Here is a 2,549-nt window from a genome sequence, read left to right as displayed (position 1 = left end):
CGCTGGTTCCATCACCGAGCCCGCCTGACCACCGCCTATCTCCAGGTCAACTAACGAATGGCGGCTGCCGTACTAGGGGTCTGACTTCACCATCGTGTTCCGGATCGCGCAGAATGAGCCGCTGCTGGCCGTCGACGGCGAAGTCGGTGTCCATGACATCTGTACTGAGATAAGCCTCCGACCGCATGGCACGAAAATATCAGCCGACACGATCTTTTGCCGATCAATCTGGTGCTTTTCGGGTATATCGCGGCGGCCGGTAGGTGTGCGCCGAACGTATCGACACCTACCCATGGGCTACAGCGCTGGAGAACCTGCCGAATTGTTCTTATAGATGATAAAAGCGGCACTGCGCGCCGCCTCGCGGCCTGGGGGCCGGTCCCGGCCGCCGGCTTCCTGGGCCGCCCTGGGAACTCACGCTGCTCCTGCTTGGTGGTCCTGGCGACAGGATGGACGATGCTCCGGCCGCGACGTCATAATGCCCGATCATGACTCGTGACGACTTCTGGGCGATTCTCGCGAAATGCCCTCTGCCCGCCGGTCCCGACGACGACTGCGACGAACTGACCTCAAGGCTCAGCCGATTACCCGCGCCGGAGATCGTCGCATTCGACCGTCACCTCACTGATCTCCGCCTCGCCGCACATCGGATCGACCTCTGGGGAGCTGCCTACCTGATCAACGCCGGCTGCTCCGACGATGGCTTCGAGTATTTCCGTTGCTGGCTGGTCGGCCAGGGACGTGAGGTTTATGAAGCAGCACTCGATGATCCGGATTCCCTTGCAGAGTATGGGCCGGTCCGCAGTCGCATGCTTGACGGCACCGACGAATGCGAGTGCGAGGGCTTTATGTACACCCCCAACAGGGCTTACGAGCGCATCACGGGCCAGGAACTACCTGAGGGCGCCGGGGAGTACCCGAAGCTGGGGGAGATGTGGGACTTCAGCAATGGCGAGGAGATGCGCCGCCGTTACCCGCGCTTGTCGGCGTTGCTCGATGAGGCTGATGCGCTCTCCTGAGCGTACGTAGATTTTGAACGGTCAATCCTTCATGTGGGACGACGATCGTCACCTGACCGTCCCTGTGATGGTCGAACGAAAGGCACGCCTCCGGCGGGTCGCTCTGGCTCCGGGATGATCGCCCCGCCAGGCGTCGGGCTGTAGGTGGTCATCGTGCTGGGGGGCTCGACCAATGCCGTACGGATCCGCCTGCATCGGGCCCGCCGCCGTCTGGCCCGCACCCTCTTGGAAGACCCTCCGCGACGTACGGCCCGCGCGCAAGTACAGGAAGGAGACCCCGTATGACCAGGCCATCCTGTTCGTCGGCCCGGAACCCGAGAATTGATGCGGCGCTCAGCGGGCGGGTCTCCTCGGGTCAGGGGGCACTTGTTGGGTGAGGAGCACTGCCGAACGCCTGCTCACCGTGTGCGGTCGTCCCCATCGCGATGACCGTCAGCCCGTGGCCAGTGCGACGAGCCATGCGATGCCCAGTGCCACGGGCACAGAGGCCAAGGCCAGGAGGATCGAATATCCACAGCCGCCGCTCCCGTTCACCCGCTTGGCGCGGGTGAGCCCTTCGCCAGGCCCTCGCCACAATGGTCTCGGCTCCAGGATGAGGTAGACGAACACCCCGATCTGGCCGACTGTGAACAGCCAGAACCACGCCCACCGGTTGGCGAGACGTGGGGTGAAGCGCAGCATGGCGAGGAAGGCGAGCAGCCAAGGGACGGAGACCCACCAGCCACCTGAAATGCCGAAGGGCCAGTCGGAGGAGACGCCGATCCGAGAGGACGACGTCGGCTGCTGTACCACCAAGGACGGCTGAACAGACGCGCTGCCCAAGTCCGTCGTGAGGCGCGCGGTCGTGTACGGCCCCGCGAAGTCCGCGATCCGGCCCTCGACCCGCCGCCAGGCGAAAGGCGACTCTGACCACACCAGAAATACCAATTGGTCTGAGTCGTCGACTTCATAGGTGATCCGGTCGACCTCCCCGGCCAGCATCACACTACGGAACTGCTCCAAAGTCCGAGAAGAGGGCAAGGAAGAGGCACTGGCCACGGCCAGTCCTCCGAGCAGGGGGAACAACAGCACCAACCGGACCACGAAACTGGTTCTGTAGAGGATGCGGGTGACTAAGTCAGAGCTCACATCACATTCCTACCGCAATGACTGATCCCGATAACGGTAGAAGCGGGCGGTGTGCCCTTCGTCCGTTTGCAATCTCGGGGGTTGGTCACATGGCCACGGCCACCACGTGATCATTCGCGGTTTGTGGAGCCTCATGGCTGCACCATGGTGCGCGAGATCATTGAGTGATGAGAGCACGAGTGGGCGCCTTCCGATGGCCTGACCTCGAACTTGGGCACAGTCTCGACGAACCCACCCATGCCTGTGAGCTACTGGAGATGTACGTTGGCCCGCAGGGAGAGCAGGGCGAGGAACGGTTCCAGCTCACCGTCTGCACCCCGTCGGCCCTAGTACGGCAGCCGCCATTCGTTAGTTGACCTGGAGATAGGCGGTGGTCAGGCGGGCTCGGTGATGGAACCAGCG

General features: G+C 63.2%; 3 protein-coding genes. 2 read left to right on the top strand and 1 reads right to left on the bottom strand.

From position 1 onward, the window contains the following. The first annotated feature begins 488 nt into the window (after positions 1 to 488). A complete protein-coding gene (locus AC5L3X_RS39075; RefSeq protein WP_494863831.1) occupies positions 489 to 1,019 on the top strand; it encodes a DUF4240 domain-containing protein in 531 nt (176 codons plus the stop codon). 432 nt (positions 1,020 to 1,451) lie between these two features. Here the strand turns inward: AC5L3X_RS39075 and AC5L3X_RS39070 are convergent, their stop codons facing one another. Beyond that, positions 1,452 to 2,147 carry a hypothetical protein gene (locus AC5L3X_RS39070; protein ID WP_494863829.1) on the bottom strand — a complete coding sequence of 232 codons (696 nt, stop codon included), beginning with the start codon at positions 2,145 to 2,147 and terminating at the stop codon, positions 1,452 to 1,454. Positions 2,148 to 2,314: 167 nt separating this feature from the next. On the opposite strand from AC5L3X_RS39070, the gene AC5L3X_RS39065 reads away from it, so the two are divergent. After that, the gene (locus tag AC5L3X_RS39065; RefSeq protein WP_494863827.1) at positions 2,315 to 2,503 is read left to right on the top strand and encodes an Imm8 family immunity protein; all 189 of its coding nucleotides are present in this window, start codon (positions 2,315 to 2,317) and stop codon (positions 2,501 to 2,503) included. The last annotated feature ends 46 nt before the right edge of the window (positions 2,504 to 2,549 follow it).

This window comes from Nonomuraea sp. CX421 (genome assembly GCF_059358955.1).
Note: the sequence above shows the minus strand (reverse complement) of the source record. Positions and strands in the feature narration are given on the sequence as shown.

Bases quoted from the DNA above. Each gene is read 5' to 3' on its own strand.
- AC5L3X_RS39075 (WP_494863831.1), top strand. From the start codon at position 489: ATGACTCGTGACGACTTCTGGGCGATTCTCGCGAAATGCCCTCTGCCC.
- AC5L3X_RS39065 (WP_494863827.1), top strand. From the start codon at position 2,315: ATGAGAGCACGAGTGGGCGCCTTCCGATGGCCTGACCTCGAACTTGGG.